This window comes from Type-C symbiont of Plautia stali (genome assembly GCF_059730935.1).
In genome coordinates, this window is the sequence record NZ_AP035923.1 from 2,730,327 (window position 1) to 2,746,704 (window position 16,378).

Annotated in this window: 19 protein-coding genes; 8 read left to right on the forward strand and 11 right to left on the reverse strand. The window is 57.9% G+C overall.

Translation table 11 applies throughout. The annotated features are described in order from the left end of the window. The first annotated feature begins 32 nt into the window (after nucleotides 1–32). The 6 genes from AC6I7J_RS12865 to AC6I7J_RS12890 all read left to right on the forward strand — a co-directional run bounded on the left by AC6I7J_RS12865 (nucleotide 33) and on the right by AC6I7J_RS12890 (nucleotide 4,565). Complete coding sequence (locus AC6I7J_RS12865) at nucleotides 33–572, forward strand: lipoprotein (protein ID WP_021508370.1); 540 nt, start codon at nucleotides 33–35, stop codon at nucleotides 570–572. 239 nt (nucleotides 573–811) lie between these two features. Further along, nucleotides 812–1,540, forward strand: a complete 729-nt coding sequence (gene artP, locus AC6I7J_RS12870; protein WP_058769534.1) for an arginine ABC transporter ATP-binding protein ArtP — start codon at nucleotides 812–814, stop codon at nucleotides 1,538–1,540. 15 nt (nucleotides 1,541–1,555) lie between these two features. Next, complete coding sequence (gene artJ / locus AC6I7J_RS12875) at nucleotides 1,556–2,287, forward strand: arginine ABC transporter substrate-binding protein (protein WP_021508372.1); 732 nt, start codon at nucleotides 1,556–1,558, stop codon at nucleotides 2,285–2,287. Nucleotides 2,288–2,293: 6 nt separating this feature from the next. Next, nucleotides 2,294–3,007, forward strand: a complete 714-nt coding sequence (artQ, locus tag AC6I7J_RS12880; RefSeq protein ID WP_021508373.1) for an arginine ABC transporter permease ArtQ — start codon at nucleotides 2,294–2,296, stop codon at nucleotides 3,005–3,007. 3 nt (nucleotides 3,008–3,010) lie between these two features. After that, nucleotides 3,011–3,679 carry an arginine ABC transporter permease ArtM gene (gene artM, locus AC6I7J_RS12885; RefSeq protein ID WP_498005866.1) on the forward strand — a complete coding sequence of 223 codons (669 nt, stop codon included), beginning with the start codon at nucleotides 3,011–3,013 and terminating at the stop codon, nucleotides 3,677–3,679. Between the two features lie 154 nt (nucleotides 3,680–3,833). Then, complete coding sequence (locus tag AC6I7J_RS12890; protein ID WP_021508375.1) at nucleotides 3,834–4,565, forward strand: arginine ABC transporter substrate-binding protein; 732 nt, start codon at nucleotides 3,834–3,836, stop codon at nucleotides 4,563–4,565. A gap of 63 nt (nucleotides 4,566–4,628) precedes the next feature. Here AC6I7J_RS12890 and rlmC read toward each other — a convergent pair whose 3' ends face one another. From rlmC to AC6I7J_RS12940, 10 genes are all read right to left on the reverse strand, one after another. Beyond that, nucleotides 4,629–5,765, reverse strand: a complete 1,137-nt coding sequence (rlmC, locus tag AC6I7J_RS12895; protein ID WP_498005868.1) for a 23S rRNA (uracil(747)-C(5))-methyltransferase RlmC — start codon at nucleotides 5,763–5,765, stop codon at nucleotides 4,629–4,631. Between the two features lie 48 nt (nucleotides 5,766–5,813). Next, nucleotides 5,814–6,278 carry a YbjO family protein gene (locus AC6I7J_RS12900; protein ID WP_021508377.1) on the reverse strand — a complete coding sequence of 155 codons (465 nt, stop codon included), beginning with the start codon at nucleotides 6,276–6,278 and terminating at the stop codon, nucleotides 5,814–5,816. A gap of 66 nt (nucleotides 6,279–6,344) precedes the next feature. Then, a complete protein-coding gene (potI, locus tag AC6I7J_RS12905) occupies nucleotides 6,345–7,190 on the reverse strand; it encodes a putrescine ABC transporter permease PotI (protein ID WP_152391183.1) in 846 nt (281 codons plus the stop codon). Continuing rightward, nucleotides 7,187–8,143: a putrescine ABC transporter permease PotH gene (potH, locus tag AC6I7J_RS12910; protein ID WP_021508379.1), complete on the reverse strand. Its 957-nt coding sequence runs from the start codon at nucleotides 8,141–8,143 to the stop codon at nucleotides 7,187–7,189. The genes potI and potH overlap by 4 nt, the downstream gene beginning before the upstream one ends. 9 nt (nucleotides 8,144–8,152) lie before the next feature. Beyond that, nucleotides 8,153–9,286, reverse strand: a complete 1,134-nt coding sequence (gene potG, locus AC6I7J_RS12915) for a putrescine ABC transporter ATP-binding subunit PotG (RefSeq protein WP_498005871.1) — start codon at nucleotides 9,284–9,286, stop codon at nucleotides 8,153–8,155. A 119-nt stretch (nucleotides 9,287–9,405) separates the two neighbouring features. After that, nucleotides 9,406–10,515: a spermidine/putrescine ABC transporter substrate-binding protein PotF gene (gene potF, locus AC6I7J_RS12920; RefSeq protein WP_021508381.1), complete on the reverse strand. Its 1,110-nt coding sequence runs from the start codon at nucleotides 10,513–10,515 to the stop codon at nucleotides 9,406–9,408. A gap of 372 nt (nucleotides 10,516–10,887) precedes the next feature. Then, nucleotides 10,888–11,367, reverse strand: a complete 480-nt coding sequence (locus AC6I7J_RS12925; RefSeq protein WP_021508382.1) for a type III secretion system chaperone family protein — start codon at nucleotides 11,365–11,367, stop codon at nucleotides 10,888–10,890. A gap of 87 nt (nucleotides 11,368–11,454) precedes the next feature. Beyond that, nucleotides 11,455–12,357: a 30S ribosomal protein S6--L-glutamate ligase gene (gene rimK, locus AC6I7J_RS12930; protein WP_166718620.1), complete on the reverse strand. Its 903-nt coding sequence runs from the start codon at nucleotides 12,355–12,357 to the stop codon at nucleotides 11,455–11,457. Between the two features lie 17 nt (nucleotides 12,358–12,374). Further along, complete coding sequence (gene nfsA / locus AC6I7J_RS12935) at nucleotides 12,375–13,097, reverse strand: oxygen-insensitive NADPH nitroreductase (protein WP_058757789.1); 723 nt, start codon at nucleotides 13,095–13,097, stop codon at nucleotides 12,375–12,377. 12 nt (nucleotides 13,098–13,109) lie between these two features. Then, nucleotides 13,110–13,361, reverse strand: a complete 252-nt coding sequence (locus AC6I7J_RS12940; RefSeq protein WP_498005873.1) for a DUF1418 family protein — start codon at nucleotides 13,359–13,361, stop codon at nucleotides 13,110–13,112. Nucleotides 13,362–13,569: 208 nt separating this feature from the next. Between AC6I7J_RS12940 and AC6I7J_RS12945 the strand changes: the two genes are divergently transcribed. Continuing rightward, on the forward strand, nucleotides 13,570–13,833 hold the full coding sequence (locus AC6I7J_RS12945) for a GrxA family glutaredoxin (protein ID WP_010618314.1): 264 nt from the start codon (nucleotides 13,570–13,572) through the stop codon (nucleotides 13,831–13,833). 33 nt (nucleotides 13,834–13,866) lie between these two features. On the opposite strand, the gene ybjM is transcribed toward AC6I7J_RS12945, so the two are convergent. Next, nucleotides 13,867–14,238 (reverse strand): inner membrane protein YbjM, encoded by a 372-nt coding sequence (gene ybjM / locus AC6I7J_RS12950; protein ID WP_021508386.1) that lies wholly within the window; start codon nucleotides 14,236–14,238, stop codon nucleotides 13,867–13,869. A gap of 260 nt (nucleotides 14,239–14,498) precedes the next feature. Here ybjM and AC6I7J_RS12955 point away from each other — a divergent pair, with 260 nt between their 5' ends. Beyond that, on the forward strand, nucleotides 14,499–16,187 hold the full coding sequence (locus AC6I7J_RS12955; RefSeq protein ID WP_021508387.1) for an aspartate:alanine antiporter: 1,689 nt from the start codon (nucleotides 14,499–14,501) through the stop codon (nucleotides 16,185–16,187). The last annotated feature ends 191 nt before the right edge of the window (nucleotides 16,188–16,378 follow it).

Genomic DNA, 16,378 nt, shown 5'->3' on the forward strand with positions numbered 1-16,378 from the left:
GCGCTTTGCCAGTGAACAATAAGGAAATCGAGATGAGAAACAAAGCCTTTGCGCTGCTTGTTCCCGCTGCATTGCTGCTGAGTGCCTGTACCACCGTTGAGCCGGTGATCAAGGACAACGGGCCGCGTACCGCCCCCTGCGTTGACGGCGGTCCGGACAGCGTGGCGCAGCAGTTCTACGATTTACGTGTCAGCCAGCCAACCCAGGGATTGCCGGACAGCACCACGCTGGCAAAATATCGCCCGTACCTGAGCGACAACCTGTATCAGAAACTGCTGCATGCCAGCAGCCAGAGCAACCCACCGGCAGCGTGGCGCCAGGGCGATCTGTTCTCCAGCCTGGCACAGGGACCCACCGCCGCTGACGTGGCCAGCGCCTCCAGCATTCCTAACCGCGACGCGCGTAACATCCCGCTGCGTGTGACGCTGAGCCGCGGCGATAAAAGCTGGCGCGATGAAGTGCTGATGATCCACGAAGGTACCTGCTGGGTGGTGGATGATGTGCGCTACGTCGGCGACTGGCCACACGCCGGTGGCGGCTCGCTCAGCCAGCTGCTGGAAGAGAAAAAATAGTCGCGCATTTTTTCCGCACTCAGCCGCAACCATTAGCGCGCCGCACCATTGCGGCGCCGCTAAGCTTCCGTGCAACAGCCGACGCTTACCCGTCAGCCCCTTTCCCCGCTGCCCTGCCCGATTTTGTGCTACGCTTTTGCTGTTTAATTGCTCTTTAATAAATTTTAACCCACCTCAATTGCATAACTATTCTGGTGACGTTAAGATTTGCGACACTAATTGCTATTCATTTTTTGCGCATGAGTATTCAACTAAACGCCATCAACTGTTTTTACGGTGCCCATCAGGCGCTGTTCGATATCAACCTGGCCTGCCCGCAGGGCGAAACGCTGGTGTTGCTCGGCCCGAGTGGCGCGGGTAAAAGTTCACTCCTGCGCGTGCTCAACCTGCTGGAGCTGCCGCGTTCCGGTAGCCTGCAGATTGCCGGCAACCACTTCGATTTCAGCCAGACGCCGTCCGACAACGCGATTCGCGAACTGCGCCAGAATGTCGGCATGGTGTTCCAGCAGTACAACCTGTGGCCGCACCTCAGCGTGATGCAGAACCTGATTGAAGCACCCTGTCGTGTGCTCGGGCTCAGCAAAGATGCGGCACGCGCGCGCGCCGATAAACTGCTGGAACGCCTGCGCCTGACGCCGTACGCCGATCGTTTTCCCCTGCACCTTTCCGGTGGCCAGCAGCAGCGCGTGGCAATTGCGCGCGCGCTGATGATGGAGCCGCAGGTGTTGCTGTTTGATGAACCGACCGCGGCGCTCGACCCGGAGATCACGGCGCAGATCGTCAGCATCATTCGTGAGCTGGCGCAGACGCAGATCACGCAGGTGATTGTCACCCACGAAGTCGAGGTGGCGCGCAAAACCGCCAGCCAGGTGGTGTACATGGAGAACGGTCGCATCATTGAACAGGGCGATGCCAGCCACTTTACACAGCCGCAAACCGACGCGTTTGCTCATTATCTTTCGCACTAAGTCAGGATGCTTCTAATGAAAAAAGTTGTACTTGCTGCACTGCTTGCCAGCCTGAGCCTGAGCGCTTCTGCCGCGCAGACCCTGCGTTTCGCGACCGAGGCGTCTTATCCGCCGTTTGAATTTGTCGACTCCGACAACAAAATCCAGGGCTTTGACGTCGATCTGGCCAATGCGCTGTGCAAAGAGATCGATGCGACCTGCACCTTTACCAACCAGGCCTTCGACAGCCTGATCCCCAGCCTGAAATTCCGCCGTTTTGACGCGGTGATGGCCGGCATGGATATCACGCCAGAGCGTGAAAAGCAGGTGCTGTTCACCAAACCTTACTACGACAACTCTGCGACCTTCATCGCGCAGAAAGGCAAGCTGGCGGACGTTGCGGCGCTGAAAGGCAAGCGTGTGGGCGTGCAGAACGGCACCACGCACCAGAAATATCTCTCTGACAAGCACAGCGACATCACCATCGTGCCTTACGACAGCTACCAGAATGCGGTGCTCGACCTGAAGAATGGCCGTATTGATGCGGTGTTCGGGGATACCGCCGTGGTTAACGAGTGGCTGAAGCAGAACGCCAACCTCGCCGCGCTGGGTGAGAAAGTGACCGACAAAGCCTACTTCGGCACCGGTCTCGGCATCGCCGTGCGTCAGGGCAACAGCGAACTGCAGCAGAAGTTCAACGGCGCGCTGGATAAGATCAAAGCCGACGGCACCTACAAAACCATCTACAACAAATGGTTTCAGCAGTAATTTCTGATGAATGAAATGATTCCACTCGCAAGCGCCGCCGGCATGACCGTCGGCCTTGCCGTTTGTGCCCTGATCGCCGGCCTCGCGCTGGCGATGATTTTTGCTGGCTGGGAATCGCTGCGCTGGAAACCGCTGGCGTGGATCGGTACCGGGCTGGTGACGCTGATTCGCGGCCTGCCGGAAATTCTGGTGGTGCTGTTTATCTATTTCGGTGCCTCGCAGCTGCTGCTGACGCTGTCGGACGGCTTCCAGCTCAATCTGGGCCTGTTCACCTTGCCGGTGCAGATGCAGATTGAGAACTTTGATGTCAGCCCGTTCCTGTGCGGCGTGATTGCGCTGGCGATGCTCTATTCGGCTTACGCCTCTCAAACGCTGCGCGGTGCGCTGAAAGCGGTGCCGTCCGGCCAGTGGGAATCAGGCCAGGCGCTGGGCATGAAAAAGTCAGCGATTTTCTTCCGCCTGATTATGCCGCAGATGTGGCGCCATGCGCTGCCCGGACTCGGCAATCAGTGGCTGGTGCTGCTCAAGGATACGGCGCTGGTGTCGCTGATTAGCGTCAACGATCTCATGCTGCAGACCAAAAGTATTGCGACGCGCACCCAGGAGCCGTTTACCTGGTATCTGGTGGCTGCCGCAATCTATTTAGTGATTACGCTATTCAGTCAGGCGGTGCTGCGCCGTATTGAATCACGTACCACGCGCTTCGAGCGGGGGGCCTGACGCATGCTGGCGTATTTACCTGAGCTACTGAAAGGCCTGCATACCAGCCTGACGCTGACGGCCGCCTCGCTGGTCGCCGCTCTGCTGCTGGCGCTGCTGTGCACCATTGTGCTGGCGCTGAAGCTGCCGCTGCTCAACTGGCTGGTCAAAGGCTATATCACCCTGTTTACCGGCACGCCGCTGCTGGTGCAGATTTTCCTGATCTATTACGGTCCCGGCCAGTTCCCCAGCATTCAGAACGTGCCGTGGCTCTGGCATTTACTGTCGCAGCCGTTGCTGTGTGCCATGCTGGCGCTGTCGCTTAATAGCGCAGCCTACACCACACAGCTGTTCTACGGCGCGGTGCGCGCCATACCATCCGGGCAGTGGCAGTCCTGTGCCGCGCTGGGCATGCGCCGCCGCGATACGCTGCGTATTCTGCTGCCGTACGCGTTTAAGCGCGCCCTCTCCTCTTACTCCAACGAAGTGGTGCTGGTGTTCAAGAGTACTTCGCTGGCCTATACTATTACGCTGATGGAAGTGATGGGCCACGGCCAGCTGCTGTATGGCCGCACCTATGACGTCACCGTATATGCTGCCGCCGGTCTGATTTATCTGGTGGTTAATGGCCTGCTGACGCTGCTGATGCGCCTGGTCGAGAAGCGCGCGCTGGCGTTTGAGCGCCGCAACTGATCGTCTGACGCGGTGCGAAGGAAAGCGCCGCGCCCTTTCTCGCTATATTTGATTGCAGCGAAATAAATTTTTAATCATATTTATTGCATACAAATGCATTAACTGGCATCGTGTAAATCGTTTCGCCTCTGGCATGGTTTACAGGAGCCTTATGATGAAAAAATGGATTGTTGCGGCAGTGATGGCAACGCTGGCAATGAATGCTTATGCGGCAGAGAAAATTCGCTTTGCTGCCTCAGCCACCTATCCCCCGTTCGAATCACTCGATCAGAATAACCAGATTGTCGGTTTTGATATCGACCTCGCTAAAGCGCTGTGTCAGCAGATGCAGGCCGAGTGCACTTTCACCAACAATGCCTTTGATAGCCTGATTCCTTCGCTGAAATTCCGTCGCTATGACGCGGTCATTTCCGGCATGGATATCACCGCCGAGCGCAGTAAGCAGGTCGATTTTACCCAGCCCTACTACGCCAATTCGGCGATTGTCATCGCCCATAAAGGTGAATATAGCGACTTTAGCCAGCTGAAAGGCAAACGCATCGGCGTGGAAAACGGCACTACCCATCAGAAATACCTGCTGGAAAAGCATCCGGAAGTGATTGCGGTGGCCTACGACAGCTACCAGAACGCGATCCTCGACCTGAAAAATGGCCGGCTCAACGGCGTGTTCGGTGACAGCGCAGTCGTCAATCAGTGGCTGAAGGCCAATGCGGATTTGAGCACGGTCGGCGAGCACATTACCGACAGCGACTACTTCGGCACCGGGCTCGGCATTGCGGTGCGCAAGGGCAACAGCGCGCTGCTGCAACAGCTGAATAGCGCGCTGGCGGCGCTGAAAGCCAATGGTCGCTGGCAGCAGATCAATCAGAAGTGGTTCCCGGAATAAGCATTATGGAGTTGCGTGGCGCCGGGCCTGCCAGGTTCTGCACGTCCTCAGCGCAGCCGGGCGCTACGCGATTCCACCCTTACGACGCAGTAACGTCAGCACCTCGAAATGTGCGGTGTGCGGGAACATATCGAACAGCTGCACGCGGCTGATGTCATAGTTGGCCAGGCGGGCAATGTCCTGCGCCATGCTGGCGGGATTGCAGCTGGAATACAGGATGTAGTCCGGCGCCATGCGGCTCAGCCAGGCGCACAGTTCTGCACCAATACCGCGACGTGGCGGATTGACCAGCACCAGCTGCGGCACGCTCGTATGCCCGGTGGCAAACTGCGTGGAATCCAGCGCGGCAAAACTCACCTGCTCTAACCCCAACTGCTGCGCCGACTGCTGCGCGCAGGCGATGGCTTCCGCACTGATTTCAATGCCGGTCAACTGCATCTGCGGCGTGGCGCAGTGCAGGCCAAAGCCGCCAACGCCACAGAACAGATCCCACATGCTGTGCACCGGCAGCTCCGCCACCCAGTCGCGTGCCGTTGCGTATAGCGCAGCCGCCACCTGCGGGTTAGTCTGGAAGAAACTTTGCGGACGGATATACAGCGGCACGTCGTTAAAGCGTTCCGGCAGCGCCTGCTCAGGCGTCAGCGCCATCTCCTCCTCGCCCTCCAGTATCGCCATGTGCACCGGCTGAATATTGGCGGAGATCACCTGCAGCTGCGGCAGCTGCTGTTGCAGCCACGGCAGCGCGACGCGCAGCTGCGCCAGTTTGCTGTGCGAGCGCAGGACAAAACGCAGCATCATGCCGCCCTGAGTACTCTCCGTCAGCAGCAAAAACTTCAGCTCGCCGCGTTTGCGCGCCACGTTGTACGGCGTCAGACCGGCACGGGCGATAAAGGGTTTCAGCACGTCGAATACCGCCGCGAAGCTGGCGGGATAGAGCGGACAGGCGCAGAGATCCACCGGCTCGCCGTCTCGCGCCACCATGCCGAACAGCGGTTTTTCCACGCTGCCGCTCACCACCATCTTGGCTTTATTGCGAAACCCCTGCTGCGCCGAGGTGACCGGCGGCCGCCAGTCGGCGACCGGCATGCCGTCCAGCAGCTGCGTCAGCTGCGTCTGCTTGTCGCTGAGCTGTTGCGGATAGGGTTTTTCCAGCCACTGACATGAGCGACAGCGACCGGCCTGATAAAGCGCGCAATGCATGGAAAGGCCTGTATTGAGAATCGGGAGCAAAAACGGGGGCCGATTGTATCACCGGCTGCGGAAAAATGCGCGACTGCTGGCCGGCACAAACAGCAGCAGCAGCACCAGCACATCCGGCAGTTTCTGCAGCAGCGTGTGGTGGATAATCTGCGCGTTATTCTCGCCGGGAATGCTGAAAATCTCCGGATAGATCCAGCCCACCGACGCCATCAGCATGTACAGCAGCACCACGATCTGTGTGGCCACGTAGCCCCAGCGCCCGGCATTACTGCCGCGCATCAGAGTAAAGGCACAGCGCAGTTCAAACAGGAAAATCAGCTGGCTGGCGATAAAAATCAGCGTGGAGTCCCACGCCTGCGCGCTACGGTGCACGAAATTGGCGATTTCGTCATAGCCCAGCTCATTGGCCAGCATCAGCACGCTGATACAGCGCGTGGCGATAATGGCGCTGCCGGCAATGGTCACCGGCACGGGCGTGGAGGTTAACACCAGGTTTTTCAACGTTTCCGACATTGCGCGCGCTCCATAAGAAAAGGCTGACAGAGTCAGCCTTGCTTATATTGGCAAATGTTGCGTCACTCAGCCACGTTTTGCTTTCTGAATATCGCGCAATCGCTGTTTTTCTTCGTGCGCCATAAAGCGCCAGGCGATAAAGCCGACCAGCCCGACCACAAACAGAATCAGCGAGGCCAGCGCGTTGATCTCCGGATTGACGCCGCGCCGCACCGTGGCAAAGATCGCCATCGGCAGCGTGGTAGCGCCCGGCCCGGTGACGAAGCTGGCGATCACCAGGTCGTCCAGCGACAGAGTAAACGCCAGCAGCCAGCCGGTAATGATTGCCGGGGCAATCATCGGCACGGTAATCACGAAGAACACCTTCAGCGGCGTGGCGCCGAGGTCCATCGCCGCTTCTTCAATTGAGCGATCCAGCTCGCGCAGCCGCGAGTTGATCACCACCGCCACGTAGGCGGTACAGAACGTGACGTGCGCCAGCCAGATGGTCAGCATGCCGCGATCGCCCGGCCAGCCAAAGGCGTTGCCCATCGCCACGAACAGCAGCAGCAGTGACAGACCGGTGATCACGTCGGGCATCACCAGCGGCGCGGTGAGCATGAAAGCAAAGCCGCTGTGGCCGCGAAAACGCCCGAAGCGCACGATAATCACCGCCGCCATGGTGCCGAGCACCACTGCCATGGTGGCCGACAGCGCCGCGATGGTCAGGCTCAGGCCAACCGCATCCAGCATCGCATCATCCTGGAACAGCACGCGATACCAGTGAAACGAGAAGCTCTCCCATACCGTCACCAGCTGCGAGCTGTTGAAGGAGTAAACCACCAGCAGCAGCATTGGCGCGTACAGGAACAGGAAGCACAGCGCCAGAATCGCGGTGCGCCACGGAGAGCGGATTACCGGTAGCTGATTCATCCCTTCTCCCCCATTTCACGGTTTTGATGTTTGTGGAACCAGACGATAGGCAGAATCAGGATCAGCAGGATGATCACCGCCAGCGCCGAGGCCACCGGCCAGTCGCGGTTGTTGAAGAACTCCTGCCACAAAATGCGCCCAATCATGATGCTATCCGGTCCGCCGAGCAGTTCCGGGATCACGTACTCGCCCACCGCCGGGATAAATACCAGCATTGAGCCAGCAATAATGCCGCCTTTGGTCAGCGGCACGATGACGCTGAAGAAGGTTTTCAGCGGGCGCGCACCGAGGTCGAGCGACGCTTCCACCAGCGAATAATCAATGCGCGTCAGCGCGGTGTAGATCGGCAGCACCATAAACGGCAGGTAACAGTAAACGATACCGATATACACCGCCGTGTTGGTGTACAGGATGATCAGCGGATGATCGATCACGCCAAGCCACATCAGGAAGCGGTTGAGGATCCCGTTGTTGTTCAGCAGTCCCATCCACGCATAGACGCGCACCAGGAACGAGGTCCACGACGGCAGGATCACCAGCAGCAGCAGGATGGTGCGCATGGAGGGCTTGCTGTGCGCCACCGCCCACGCCAGCGGATAACCGATCAGCAGACAGATCACCGTTGAGATCGCCGCCACCTTCAGCGAGGTGAGATAAGCTTCGGCGTACAGCGGATCGTCGGTCAGCGTCAGGTAGTTGCCCAGATTGAGCACCAGGTTGAGCTGGTCGTCCGCCCAGGTCACCAAATCGGTGTACGGCGGAATGGCGCGCGCAATATCGGCGAAACTGATCTTCAGCACGATGAGGAACGGCAGCATAAACAGCAGGATTAGCCACAGATAAGGCAGCGCGATCACCAGCTTGCGACCGTGCTGCATTTTCATGCGCGTGCCCCAGCGCTGCAGCGGTGTGCCCGCTACCTCCGGCTCGCTGCGTTGAGAAATCTGGCTCATAGCGCCTCCTTAAACCGTCAGGACCACACAGCTGTCGGCATCCCAGCACAGGCGCACTTCATCGCCCCAGGTGGGCGCGCCTTTCCGGTAGCGATGCGCATTCTGCAGCTGGGCGCTGATCATCTGGCCGCTGCGCAGCCGTACGTGGTAAATCGACAGATCGCCGAGATAGGCGATGTGCACCACTTCGCCGACGGCAAAGTTGCAGCCGTCGGCCGGCACCTCGTCGCACAGCATGACTTTTTCCGGCCGCAGCGCCACGTGCACCGGCACGTTGTCCACAATCGACACATCGGTCTGCACCTTGAGGGGATGCATCAGCCCCGGGCTGTCGATCACCACGCCGTCTTCGCGGCGTTCGCGCAACAGGCCATCAAACACATTCACCGAGCCGATAAACTCGGCGCTGTAGCGGCTGGTCGGATGCTCGTAAATCTCTTCCGGCTCGCCGATCTGCACAAATTTACCGCGGTTCATGATGGCGATGCGGCCCGCCATGGTCATGGCTTCTTCCTGATCGTGGGTCACCATCACGCAGGTAGCGCCTACGCGCTCCAGAATATCCACCACTTCGTGCTGCATGCGGTCACGCAGTTTTTTATCCAGCGCGCCCATCGGTTCGTCGAGCAGCAGCAGCTTGGGACGTTTCGCCAGGCTCCGCGCCAGCGCCACGCGCTGACGCTGGCCGCCAGAAAGCTGGTGCGGCTTACGTTTGGCGTACTCTTCCATATGCACCAGCGCCAGCATTTCTGCCACGCGGCTGCTGATTTCGCCTTTCGGCAGTTTGTCCTGCTTCAGGCCAAAAGCGATGTTCTGTTCCACCGTCATGTGCGGAAACAGCGCGTACGACTGGAACATCATGTTGATGGGCCGCTGATACGGCGGCACGTGGGACAGATCCTGACCGTCCAGCACAATCTGGCCGCTGCTGGGAATTTCAAAGCCGGCCAGCATCCGCAGCAGCGTGGACTTGCCACAGCCGGAAGCGCCCAGCAGTGCGAAAATTTCGCCTTTGTAAATGGTCAGGCTGACATCATCCACGGCGTGCTGGCCGTCAAACGATTTCGTCAGGTTGCGGATTTCCAGCAGCGGCGTTAACGCCTTAGCCGTTTTATTTTGGGGGCGGGGAATCGCGTCGTTCACTCACATGTCTCCGGCGCTAAGCGGGATAGCGCGGCACAGCCAGCCGCTAAATGACACAACAGAGGCCAGCACCGCGCCTCTGTTGTCGTTTACCGATAAGGGAATCCGTTCAGAACGAATTACTTACCACTTTTTACTTTAGTCCATGCACGGGTACGCGCACGATCCAGTTTCGGATCCTGGACCTTGAGCACAAACAGTTTGGCCATTGCTTCCGGCGTCGGGAAGATACCCGGATTGTTGCGCACATCCGCATTGATCAGCGGCAGCGACGCTTTGTTGCCGTTGGCGTAGTTCATCTTGTTGGAGACGTCGGCAATCACTTTCGGATCCATGATGTAGTTCAGCCACTGATAAGCCGCATCCAGATTTTTCGCGTCTTTTGGAATGGCCATCATGTCGAAGAATGCCAGCGCGCCCTCTTTCGGTACGCTGTAACCGAGATGGACACCGTTGTTGGCTTTCACCGCGCGATCTTTCGCCTGCAGAATATCGCCAGACCAGCCGATGGCGACGCAGATGTTGCCGTTGGCGAGGTCATTGATGTACTGCGAAGAGTGGAAGTAGCGGATATTCGGCCGCAGCTTCAGCAGCAGATCGGTCGCCGCGCCGGTGTAATCTTTCGCGTCAGAGCTGTTCGGATCTTTGCCGAGGTAGTTCAGCACGGTGGCAAAAATCTCTTCTGGCGCATCGAGGAACGAAACGCCGCAGCTCTTCAGTTTTTCCAGGTTTTCCGGCTTCAGCACCAGATCCCAGCTGTTCACCGGCGCATCGGCGCCCAGTGCCGCTTTGACTTTATCGATGTTATAGCCAATACCGGTGGTGCCCCACAGGTAAGGAATGGCGTATTTGTTACCCGGATCGTGCTGGGCCACTTTCGCCATCAGATCGGGATCGAGATTTTTATAGTTAGGCAGCTTGCTCTTATCCAGCTCCTGGAACACACCAGACTGCAGCTGACGTGCGAGGAAGCTCGACGACGGTACCACCACGTCATAGCCGGTGCTGCCAGCCATCAGTTTGCCTTCCAGCACTTCGTTGGAGTCAAACACGTCGTAGACCACTTTGATGCCGGTCTGCTTTTCAAAATTGGGCACGGTGTCGGCCGAAATATAATCGGACCAGTTATAAACGTGCAGCGTTTTATCCTCTGCCTGAGCGCCCACGGCCGCAGCCATCAGCACACCTGCAACCACACCTGGCAACCATTTTTTTGACTGGTTGATCATGTTTTTCTTCCTCCTGAGCGGGTCATCACAACGCTGCATACACGCGATCCGGTCGTTGCGTTGTCTGTTAAATTACAGCCACACAATGAATCAATATTCAGCGGGAGTTTAATAGCAAAAACCTATAGCTGCGCCGTAGTTGCACGTATCAGACAGCCCCGCAAGAATAGCCCCCCTGATTCCTGCGTGCCAGATCCCAGCTTAAAAAACGCCTTTTTGCGATAAGTTATGCATGTTTCTGCTATGCACTCTGGCACTAGCGGCATAAAGCACGACTAATATCTGGCAATAAAGGGCAAAATGCAGAATAAAAAGTGGTGGGCCTGAAATGAAAACTGCCGCAAAAAGCGGCAGTTAGCAGGAGGGGAAAAATCAGTGCAGCATGCTGTGGCTGCTGACGCTCGGCGGACGCTCCTCGTCTTCGCCCATCATCAGCAGATGATTGGCGAACGCTTCCATGATCACCATCGAAATCCCCTCTTCGCTCTGCTTCATGAAGTGGGTGAACTGACCAAAGGTGATGCCGGCGCTTACGCTGATTGACTGGCAGACGATCAGCTTCGGCAGGTTGTCATCCTGTATATCGATAAAGGCTTTCACCGTCAGCGAACTGGCATTGATTTGCGACAGTTCACCAACCAGCGGGATCAGCGCGGTGGGCTTTACTTCTGCCAGCGCCGAGAAGAGGATAACGTTATCCACCAGGTCGATTTTCGCGTCAAACACCCCGTCAAAATTCTGCATATGCGGCAGATGCAAAGCCTGGCAGGCGTCGCATTCGAACCAGGTGATATTTTGTTGATCCAGCCAGCGACGCAGCATGTCGATGTCAGGAACGACCAGTGAATCCATCGTTGTATCCTGTGGGGTGAATAAATAAGCGCCTTAGCTTACGGAAAAACAGTCGCAGATGCCACGAAAACCGCGCAAAAGCGCGGTTCAGCCCCCGGTTTTCGGACGATAACCGGGACAGGCGTGCTGCTCAATCCAGCAGATCATCATGGCGGCAATGTCTAAACCGGTGCTGCCTTCGATGCCCTCCAGCCCCGGAGAAGCATTGACCTCCATCACCAGCGGACCCCGGTTGGCGCGCAGAATATCCACGCCCGCCACGGCTAATCCCAGCGTCGTGGCCGCTTTGACCGCGATCTCGCGCTCCTGATCGGTAATGGTGACGGCGCGGGCGCTGCCGCCACGGTGCAGATTAGAGCGGAAATCGCCCTCTTTCGCTTCCCGCTCAATCGCCGCCACCACTTCGTCACCAATCACCAGGCAGCGGATGTCGCGCCCGCGCGCCTCTTTGATAAATTCCTGCACCAGAATATGCGCATTGAGACCGCGAAACGCATCGATCACGCTCTCTGCCGCCTGGCGGGTTTCCGCCAGCACCACGCCGATCCCCTGCGTCCCCTCCACCAGTTTCACCACCAGCGGCGCGCCGCCGACCATGGCGATCACATCCTGTGTATCATCCGGCGACGAGGCAAAGCCGGTAACCGGCATGTCGATGCCCTCGCGCGCCAGCAGCTGCAGCGAGCGCAGCTTGTCGCGTGCGCGGGTAATGGCCACTGACTCGTTGAGCGGATAGCTGCCGAGCATCTCGAACTGACGCAGCACCGCCGTACCGTAAAAGGTGGTGGCGGTGCCGATGCGCGGGATCACCGCGTCGAAATGGCCGAGCGCCTCACCGCGATAGTGCACCGCCGGCGAGTCGGAGTTGATGTTCATGTAGCAGGAGAGCGGATCGATCATCTGCACCTGATGGCCACGCGCTTCCGCGGCTTCACGCAGGCGTTTACAGGAGTAGAGCGCGCCGTCACGGGTGAGAATGGCCATCTTCATTGCAGCGGTCCCTGTACTTAGCGCGTTGCCCAGCCCTGCTGATGCAGGTAGTCCAGCATAAACGGTCGCGTTTCTTTAATGATCAAACGCTGAATCAGTTCGCTCCAGGTTTCCGAGCGCTGATTGCTGTCGCGCTGCTGATAGTAAGCGGTGATTTGCTGGTCATATTGCGCCAGCACCGCTTTATCCAGCGGCTGGTAGCGGTTTTCATGCACCAGCATCGCCTGCGGCATGCGCGGCTTGACGTCCGGTGACGCGTCGGGATGGCCGATGCAGAAGCCAAACAGCGGCAGCACAAACTTCGGCAGCCCCAGCAGCTCCGTCACCTGCGCGATGCTGTTGCGAATGCCGCCAATAAACACGCCGCCTAAACCGAGCGATTCCGCAGCGACCATGGCGTTCTGCGCCATCAGCGCGGTATCGACACAACCCAGCAGCAGCTGTTCGGCTCGGCCCAGCTGAGCCTCAGGGCAGATTTGCTGGTGGCGGTTGAAGTCGGCGCAGAACACCCAAAACTCCGCTGCGGCGCTGACCCATGGCTGGCCGCCGGTGAGCTGCACCAGCTGCTCGCGCAGGGCGCGGTCGGTGATACGGACAATGGAGGAACACTGTAAAAAACTGGAGGTCGAGGCCGCCTGCGCCGCAGCGATAATCGCGCTGCGCTGGGCGTCATCAATCCCCTGCTCAGTAAAGGCGCGAATGGAACGGTGGCTGCAAAGCAAATCAATAGTCGGCGTCATAATCCTCTCCGGTTACTTCTTTTTGTCGGTGTGATTGAACAACTGCGGTGCCATCGCCTTTGCGGTGCGCCTCATCATCAGCCACGCTGCCGGCAACATCAGCGCAATGCCGAGGAAAAACAGCAGCGTTGCCAGCGGTTTTTTCGCCATGAATGCCGGTGCCGCCAGCCAGTCGTTGACCAGCAGCAGCGCGCCAATCACTGCCAGCACGCCCAGCGCTTCCAGCAGTAGTACGGGTTTGGGCAATGTCGCCAGATTACGCATGGTTCAGGGCTCCTCAGTGTTCATCTGTTTCTGCTGCAGGTGATACCCGAATACTGTAGTACGGCATTGTGACCGGGTATAGACAGCGCGCATTAGAGTAACAGGCAATTTCTGCTTTTCTTAAGCAGGATGGGCGGGCATGATGTGACGCATTATTCACGCTGTGATGTGAGACAAGTCACAAAACAGCAGCGGAAGGAGAGAAGCAATGATTGCAGTGATTTTTGGCCGTTCCAGCTGCCCTTACTGCGTACGAGCAAAAGAGTTAGCCACGAAGTTAACCAGCGAGCGCGACGATTTTAATTATCAGTACGTCGATATCCAGGCGACCGGCATCACCAAAGCCGACCTGGAAGCGCGTGCCGGCAAACCGGTTTCTACCGTGCCGCAGATCTTCCTCGACGACCAGCACATCGGTGGTTACACCGAATTTGCTGCGTGGACCAAAGAAAACCTCGGCATCGAAGCCTGACCTGACGGGCCTGCGGGCCCGTCATCGCTTCACTCAACTGGTGCGCATCGCCAGCATAATGCGCAACAGGCGCACCAGCAGCGCACCGCACCCCGCCCAGAATAGTGCACTCAGGCTCCACGCCGTCACCAGCAGCAGGCTGTGCGTCATCGGCATCACCAGCCACACCCACATCATGCCCAGCAGCGTCCCGCCCAGCGCGATCCACAGCGTGCCGATCAGCGGACTGTCCGGCTGCAGCAGCGCCATCACGATGCCCGGCAGCAGAAACAGCAGCAGTTCCGGCTGCCCACGCACCGCCTGCGTCGCGGCGGCGGACCAAAAATGATGTGCAAAAATAAACACCAGCGTATAAAGCATCACGCCCAGAACCGATGCTGGCCAGCGATTATTGCGCTGCAACATACCTCTCCTCAACTTTGACGTTAACAATATTGAAACTTTTAACTGCCCTGATGCGCTTACGTGGAAATAAAAAGAAACAGCTGAAGGCAGAAGGAATGAAAACTGCTGATAGCTGAGGGTGTTAATTATGATTAGAATGGCGCCGCTTTATGTGGGTCACAGATTAAGAACATTCGGTGACCGGGCCGTGCGCAGCCGTCACAAGATAGCGAAAAAATCCCCTCCCATCAACTCGTTACAGGTAAATAAGAAGTTAAACCGTGAACATTAACGTCGCAGAATTGTTAAGCGGAAATGACGTTCTGTTATTATTTGTCGTATTAGCCCTCGGCCTGTGCCTGGGTAAATTACGCCTTGGCTCCGTACAACTCGGTAATTCTATTGGTGTGCTGGTGGTTTCGCTGATTCTGGGTCAGCAACACTTCGCGATTAATACTGACGCCTTAAGTCTGGGCTTTATGCTGTTTATTTTTTGTGTCGGGGTGGAAGCCGGTCCCAACTTTTTCTCCATCTTTTTCCGCGACGGTAAGAACTATTTCTTTCTGGCGATCGTCATGGTGGTCAGCGCCCTGCTGATTGCGCTGACGCTCGGCAAACTGTTTGGCTGGGATATCGGCCTCACCGCCGGCATGCTGGCCGGCTCGATGACCTCAACGCCGGTGCTGGTGGGCGCAGGCGATACGCTGCGGCAAAGCATCAGCGACACGCAGCTGCTGGGGCGCATGCAGGATAACCTCAGCCTGGGTTACGCCCTTACCTATCTGATTGGGCTGGTCAGCCTGATTTTCGGCGCACGCTACCTGCCGCGCCTGCAGCATCAGGATTTGCCGACCTGCGCCCAGCAAATCGCGCGCGAGCGCGGTCTGGATGCGGACAGCCAGCGTAAAGTGTTCCTGCCGGTAATTCGTGCTTATCGCGTTGGTCCGGAGCTGGTTGAGTGGAGCGGCGGCAAAAACCTGCGCGAGCTGGGGATTCACCGTCAGACCGGCTGCTACATTGAGCGCCTGCGGCGTAACGGCATTCTCGCCAGCCCGGACGGTGATGCCGTGCTGCAGCTCGGCGACGAAATTTCTCTGGTCGGCTATCCGGATGCCCATGCGCGTCTCGACGCCAGTTTCCGTAATGGTAAAGAGGTGTTCGATCGCGATCTGCTCGACATGCGCATCGTCACCGAAGAGATCGTGGTGAAAAACCACAACGCGGTGAATAAACGCCTGAGCCATTTAAAACTGACCGATCACGGCTGCTTCCTGAACCGGGTGATCCGCAGCCAGATTGAGATGCCGATCGACGACAGCATCATGCTCAACAAAGGCGATGTGCTGCAGGTGAGCGGCGAAGCGCGCCGGGTGAAAAGCCTGGCCGATCGCATCGGCTTCATTGCTATTCACAGCCAGATGACCGATCTGCTGGCGTTCTGCGCCTTCTTTATCATCGGCCTGATGATCGGCATGATTACCTTCCAGTTCAGCAACTTCAGCTTTGGCCTGGGCAACGCCGCCGGGCTGCTGTTTGCCGGCATCATGCTCGGCTTCCTGCGCGCCAACCACCCGACGTTCGGCTACATCCCGCAGGGCGCACTGACCATGGTGAAAGAGTTTGGCCTGATGGTGTTTATGGCCGGGGTTGGCCTGAGCGCCGGCAGCGGGCTGCAGCACGGTCTCGGCAGTGCGGGCGCGCTGATGCTGCTGAGCGGCCTGCTGGTGAGTCTGTTACCGGTGGTGATTTGCTATCTGTTCGGCGCTTACGTGCTACGCATGAACCGCGCGCTGCTGTTTGGTGCGATCATGGGCGCGCGCACCTGCGCACCGGCCATGGAGATTATCAGCGATACCGCGCGCAGCAGCATTCCGGCGCTCGGCTATGCCGGCACCTACGCCATTGCCAACGTCTTGCTGACGCTGGCGGGGACGCTGATCGTCATCATCTGGCCGCTTTTGCCTGTTTAAAAATATTTTTACACGCGTCAGAACTAATCGGACGCGATGCAGTCTGAATAAGTGCCACTGCTTTTCTTTGAAATCCCCAAATTGAGGAGCCCGTTAGCCTTCTGCTAGCGGGTTTTTTTATGCCTGCTACGCGCCCCCCTTAAGGTTTCCCTAAGCGTGATTTGCCACCCTGTGACTCTGGTTTCGCTATT